We start from the raw sequence: 6,074 nt of genomic DNA on the forward strand, positions 1-6,074 counted from the left end.
AACCGCCGACACCATCGGTCAAAGCATGGGGGCATCGCGGCTGGGGTTGTCTCTTTCATCGCCGATTTTTCAACGTAAAGTGCTTATTCTATAACGATTATACTCTATTATACTCTTGTTGAGCGTTTAAGTCCCACTAGGAAATTAATTTTGCGCGACTACCTAGAGAATTTCGTTGATCGCATTTTCTGGACCGACTAAAGAAATGTAAGGATTTTGAAAATATTTACTAGCTACCGATCGCGCTTGTTCGGCAGTAATCTGATTAATAGAATCTGGGAAAGTGCGATCAAATTCAATCCCCAAACCTAAGCTTTCATACCAACCGTATAATTGAGCGATTTCGGAGTTAGTTTGTTTACCGAGAGCATATTGACCCAATAACTTATTTTTAGCTGACTGTAACTCCTCCTCACTCAAAGTTACTTTATATAACCTTTCTGCTTCCTGACGCAATCCCGACACGGCGATCGCTGTATTTTGGGGTGCAGTTCCCATATAAATGACAAATTGGGAAGAATCGAGACGGGTGGGATAAAAAGCAGAAACATCGTAGGCTAATCCCCGTTTTTCTCGCAATTCCACGAATAAACGACTAGATAACCCATTCCCCAGATAGGTACTCAATAATTTTAAAACGGCATAATCATCCTCTTGTACAGAAGAGCCGGGGTATCCTAACATAACGATCGCCTGTTGACTAGCTTGGACGGTAGTTAAACAGGTGGGCTGAAAATCAAAAGCGGCCGGAGGTAAACTAGATAAAGGAAGATCGGGAATTGACCAACTGCCAAAAATTTCCGTCACTGCTTTTACTGCTTGCTCTAGGGTAATACGGCCAGAAAGACTAATCACGAGGTTATCGGGACGGAAAAAGCGACTATGATAGGCCAGCAGGTCATCCCGTTGCAATTGCGAAACCGTTGCCTCCGTACCCAATAAAGACATACCATAGGGATGATCGGGGTACATAGCTGCGCGTAATTGATTAAAAGCCACATTAAAAGGCTGTTCCAATTGAGAGCGAATGCTTTGACGGGTGAGATTTTTCTCTAATTCGATTTCTGGAGGGGGAAAACTGGGAAAACGAATAATTTCCGCCGCTAGACGCAATATATCTAAAAAATCCTTGGTAACGGTCTTTAAACTAACCACAAAATAATCAGTACCCGTGTCGGCGCTTAAACCGGCTCCCGTGGACTCAACGCGATCAGCAATTTCTAGGGAAGATAACTTTTCTGTACCTTTGGTGAGCAGCACGGCTAAAAGACGAAATAAACCCGCTTTTTCGTTTTTTTCCCAACGAGTACCCGCATTTTTGAGGAAAATCCTCCCCGCAACCAACTCCACGGCCGTATTTTCCATCACTAAAAGAGTGATGCCATTTTCTAAGGTTAAGCGGTGAATGGGGGAAGCGGACATCGTTTATTCACAGGGTTGCATTACTGTAATAGCATATCGCTCCGGGGAGAGATACTGACGAGCAAGACGCTGTAGATCTGACGGTTGCAAACTTTGGATAACTTGGGGATAGATCGTTGCTAGGTCGGCAGCTCTCAGGGTTTGATAATATCCATAGAGTCCCGCTAATTGGCCCGGGGTTTCTGTGGAGAAAATATAATCGTTAGCTAATAACTGTTGAGTGCGGTGTAATTCTGCGGGGGTGACGGGATGATCGTGTAGATGTTGAAGATGTTCACAGATAATAGCTTCAATTGTCCCGATTTGTGAGCTAGATAGCCAAGCGCCGATGGTAAAGAGACTGGAATCTCGTTGCAGGGAAAAATTACTGTTAATATCGAGGACGATTTGCGCTTCTTCCCGCAGCTGTCGCACTAACCGCGAACAGCGTCCCCCAGCAAGAATTACCGATAGCAAGTCTAATCCAAAGGCATCCTCTAGGCGATCGCATCCCGGTCCAGTCCATCCCATCAAGAGACGAGAATGTTCTAGGTGGGGTAAATATACTTGGGAACGACGAATTTCGATCAGGGGGGGTTCGGCAGCCACTAGATTCGCAGGGGATTCCGAGGGGACGGGAAATTCCCGAAAAGATTGCCGGATAATTTCTAAAGCTGGTTGGGGTTCAATTCCCCCGATAATCGCCACACACATATTTTCCGGTTGATAATAGGTGCGATGGAAACAGCGCATTTGATTGGGGGTTAATTGCTCTAAACAGGGTTGATCGCCTAGAATAGAGCGTCCGTAGGGATGGTTTTGATAGATACTTCCGCAGAGGGTTTGGTAGGCAATCCAATCGGGATCATCATAACAGGCCCGTAATTCTTCTAAAACTACATCTTTTTCCCGATAGAATTCCTCATCGTCAATCTCAGCATGGAGGAGAATTTCGGCCAGATGGGGTAAGGTATGTTCAATTTGATCCACACTGGTGGTGAGATAGAAGTGTGCATAATCGTGACTGGTGGCAGCGTTGGTCATTCCGCCACAATTTTCGATTAAATAGTCAAAGAGTCCGGGGGGAAGTTTTTTCGTCCCCTTAAAGATCATGTGTTCGAGAAAATGGGCCATACCTAACCATGGGTCGGGTTCAGCGATCGCACCTGCTTTCACCCACACATCCACCACCACCACAGGAGTCACGGGTAAATACTGATGAATTACGGTTAAGCCGTGATCTAATTGCCATACCTGAGCGGGAAAAGAACTCGTTTGACACTGTGCTATCGACTTGATCAATGTCCGTTAACCAGATTTTTTGTTAAATTCTATACATAGGTTATCTTATCTCTTGCCTGCTCCACCATTACAAAAATTTTGTCATGATTTCTAGACAATTCCCCCAAATATCAGCCTTATCGGTGCTCAGTGATCAGTTATCAGATGTGAGTTTTCGGTTCACTGATTACTGTTTACTGTTTACCGCTCCCTAATTACTGATTACTGTTTACTGTTTACTGATAACTGAAAAAAACCCTATGACAGACAATAGAGATAACTTCAACGAAACTTATAAGGCACTAATTGAGCGCATTGTCAATCTAACTTTAGAAGGAAAAATTCGGGCTAAATCACAGGTTTATAACCTTTTAGCCGAGGCAGTAAAAAATGGCACAGGAGAAATTTTTGAGCGTTGTTTAACCGAAAAAATAATCGTTACTCGCTCACAGTTAGAAACAAAAATTAAAGCGACTAGGGTTTTGCGGGCCCTGGAAACGATCGAAAGTGAATGGGAAAAATATCAAAAAACCAATCAGAAAAATTCTCTCACTGCAGCGGCGATCGATAATCTGGTGAAAATCGATCGAGAGGATCGTTTACTGACTTTAGTAAATTTAATTGATCCCAATCAAAATAATGCTTTAACCCTAGAACAATTACAACAGTTAGCCAAGCATTTACAGACAGTTTCTCAGCAGCGGGGAGAAGCGGATTTATGGCAAATTGCCACGGGGATTAATCTGGGGTTAAATACTTGGTCAAATTTATCAAGTTATCTCACCAGTTGGCTCTACGAACAAAATCGCAATCTTGGTTTTACTAATGATAATGAGCGAGTGACTCCTTGGCAAATTTGGGCAAGTAAAGTTAATCCCTCTTGGTTAAAACGAGTCTTAGAAAGTTTAGCTAATCAACAAGCTTTTGAGCCTCTCACTCAGGATTTAACTTTAACCGATTGGGTAGAAACTGCTATTGTTTTTCAATATATCCAAAGAGGACTAATTAACTTTTTTGATCAGCGCATCTATAGCGAAAAATTAGGAGCCAAATTATCCATTTCTACCTTTCTCACCTTTGCTTTAATTTGGTCGCTGTTAACCAATAGTTTCGAGCAAGTTAGTAAAAATTCTCTCTATAGTCGGGGCTGTTTTCAGATGGCTTTACAAATTCTAAGAACCTTTGCTCAACGGGACTATTTTCCTTTATACGGAGGAATTTTTGCCTCCTTTTCTGGCAGTTATCTCAAGGAGGCATTAGATTATTTATCAATTCCTCTGCGTTATGTGGAAGGCACGGGAGAAAAGGCGAGAATTTTAACTTTAATTGCCTATTCTAATCGCATTCGCGGCGACTATCGACAGGCCAGAGAATGTCATCAACAAGCTTTAGAAATTGCCCGTCAACAACAGGATTATGCTTGTGAAATAGCTAATTTAAACCATTTATCCCGTCTCAATGCTATCCAAAAAAACTATGCAGAAGCGATTAATTTAAGTCAGAGAGCTTTAATTTTAAGTCGTCAACAGGGTAATAGTTTAGGACAGGCTAACGCTTTAGCTAATTTGGGTTATAGTCAGGTACAGGAAGCGCAACAGTTAGAGAGATATGATCCCGAAATTTATCAAAGTTCGATCGAGTATTTACAGCAGGGATTAAAGTTAGCAGAAAGTCTCCAAGATTGGCAGAGTAAATCCCTTTGTTGTAGCAGTTTAGGTCTAGCATATCTTATCCTCGAAAGACCCCAAGAAGCGATTAATATTCTCCTGCAAGGATTGGAATCGGCCAAATACTACGGAGATGTATATCTGCAAGGTTTATTACTAACTTATTTAGGCGAAGCTTACTATCAAGACAAGAATTTTGAACAGGCAATTTATATGGGTTCTCTAGGAATGTATTGGCTACACGAAATCGGTGCAGTAGAATGGCGACAAGCTGCTAGTCTATTAACGGTTATTCGCGGCAAAAATATCGCAGCTTTTGAACAGACTTTCAGTCAGGAACGTTCCTCCCTGATTAAATCTATTGGACTGGAAGGCTACCAATATATCTCAGAAATTCTCAGCAAATATCAACAGGGTAATTAGTGAATACACAGCATAACCTATTAATTAATCTCTCGGTACTTTTTCCCCAACCCACGGGAATCAGTACCTACATTCTTAACCTCTTACCCTACCTGAAAAATTTAGAACCAACCCTACTAACAGTTAATAGTTATCCCGACTTTAACTGTTATTCTATCCCCAAGGGTCTCGGCCCCAATCGAGGAGCGAAAGGTCATTTAAAACGCTTACTCTGGACTCAGTTTCGGTTATCGTCAATTTACCGACAATTAAAGGCCAATTTACTCTTTTCTCCCCTTCCGGAAGCGCCGATAAATTCTCCCTGTCGCTTTGTCGTCATGGTCCACGATTTAATTCCCCTGCGGTTTCCCAGTTTTACTTCCCCCTTAACTCACTATTTCCGTTATTATGTGCCGCAGGTATTACAACAGGCAAAACATATTATCTGCAACTCTCAGGCAACGGCCAAAGATATCACTGAATATTATCAAATTCCCGCCGATAAAATTACTTCTATTCCCCTAGCCTACGATCATCATCACTTTCGCCCTATTCAAGATGATAAGCCAGAGCATCCCTATTTTCTCTATCTCGGTCGTCCCAATCCCTATAAAAATTTACCGCGTTTAATCGCCGCTTTTGCCCAACTGCCCCCAGATTTAACAGATTATCATCTTTGGATTGCCGGCAGCTTTGATCGCCGTTATACCCCCAATTTACAACAACAAGCGCAAGAATTAGCAGTCAGCGATCGCATTAAATTTCTCGACTATATCCCCTACGATGAGCTGCCCAAGGTTATCAGTCAAGCCACTGCTTTAGTCTTCCCTAGTCTCTGGGAAGGCTTCGGGTTGCCCGTTTTAGAGGCTATGGCCTGCGGTACACCCGTCATTACCTCAAATTTGTCATCTTTGCCCGAAGTCACGGCAACAGCGGCAATTTTAATCGATCCCTATCGAGTCGAGTCCCTGGCCGATGCCCTGAAAATTATCGCTCAAGATCGACAATTACACTCAAAATTAAGTCATCTAGGCAAAAAACGGGCCGATGAGTTTAGTTGGCAAAAAACTGGTCTAGCTACGGCCGCAATCTTAAATCAATATCTAGGGTATGCTTAACTGACAGCGTTTCCCGTCCAGATGAAGTTTAACCTGATCGGTCAACGTCGGAAAAAGAAAAATAATTTGACAGATCGGCAGCATTTGCTGTAGGATTGATGATCGTGACCTCAATTGGAGAGATGGCCGAGCGGTTGAAGGCGCAGCACTGGAAATGCTGTTTAGGGGTAACTTTAACGAGGGTTCGAATCCCTCTCTCTCCGTA

General features: G+C 42.7%; 4 protein-coding genes and 1 tRNA gene. 3 read left to right on the forward strand and 2 right to left on the reverse strand.

Annotation, left to right across the window (positions count from 1 at the left end; translation table 11 throughout):
• Nucleotides 1-162: 162 nt before the first annotated feature.
• Together IM477_RS17710 and IM477_RS17715 are read right to left on the reverse strand one after the other, a co-directional pair.
• Nucleotides 163-1,422 (reverse strand): M16 family metallopeptidase, encoded by a 1,260-nt coding sequence (locus tag IM477_RS17710; protein ID WP_287732861.1) that lies wholly within the window; start codon nucleotides 1,420-1,422, stop codon nucleotides 163-165.
• A 3-nt stretch (nucleotides 1,423-1,425) separates the two neighbouring features.
• On the reverse strand, nucleotides 1,426-2,703 hold the full coding sequence (locus IM477_RS17715; protein WP_287732862.1) for a M16 family metallopeptidase: 1,278 nt from the start codon (nucleotides 2,701-2,703) through the stop codon (nucleotides 1,426-1,428).
• A gap of 239 nt (nucleotides 2,704-2,942) precedes the next feature.
• Here IM477_RS17715 and IM477_RS17720 point away from each other — a divergent pair, with 239 nt between their 5' ends.
• The 3 genes from IM477_RS17720 (at nucleotide 2,943) to IM477_RS17730 (ending at nucleotide 6,072) form a co-directional block, all read left to right on the forward strand.
• The gene (locus tag IM477_RS17720; RefSeq protein WP_061431106.1) at nucleotides 2,943-4,772 is read left to right on the forward strand and encodes a tetratricopeptide repeat protein; all 1,830 of its coding nucleotides are present in this window, start codon (nucleotides 2,943-2,945) and stop codon (nucleotides 4,770-4,772) included.
• Nucleotides 4,772-5,869 (forward strand): glycosyltransferase family 4 protein, encoded by a 1,098-nt coding sequence (locus IM477_RS17725; protein ID WP_287732865.1) that lies wholly within the window; start codon nucleotides 4,772-4,774, stop codon nucleotides 5,867-5,869. The genes IM477_RS17720 and IM477_RS17725 overlap by 1 nt, the downstream gene beginning before the upstream one ends.
• A 116-nt stretch (nucleotides 5,870-5,985) precedes the next feature.
• Nucleotides 5,986-6,072, forward strand: a tRNA-Ser gene (locus tag IM477_RS17730).
• Nucleotides 6,073-6,074 lie beyond the last annotated feature (2 nt).

It is taken from the genome of Microcystis sp. M090S1 (assembly GCF_020246295.1).
GTDB classification, from domain to species: domain Bacteria; phylum Cyanobacteriota; class Cyanobacteriia; order Cyanobacteriales; family Microcystaceae; genus Microcystis; species Microcystis aeruginosa.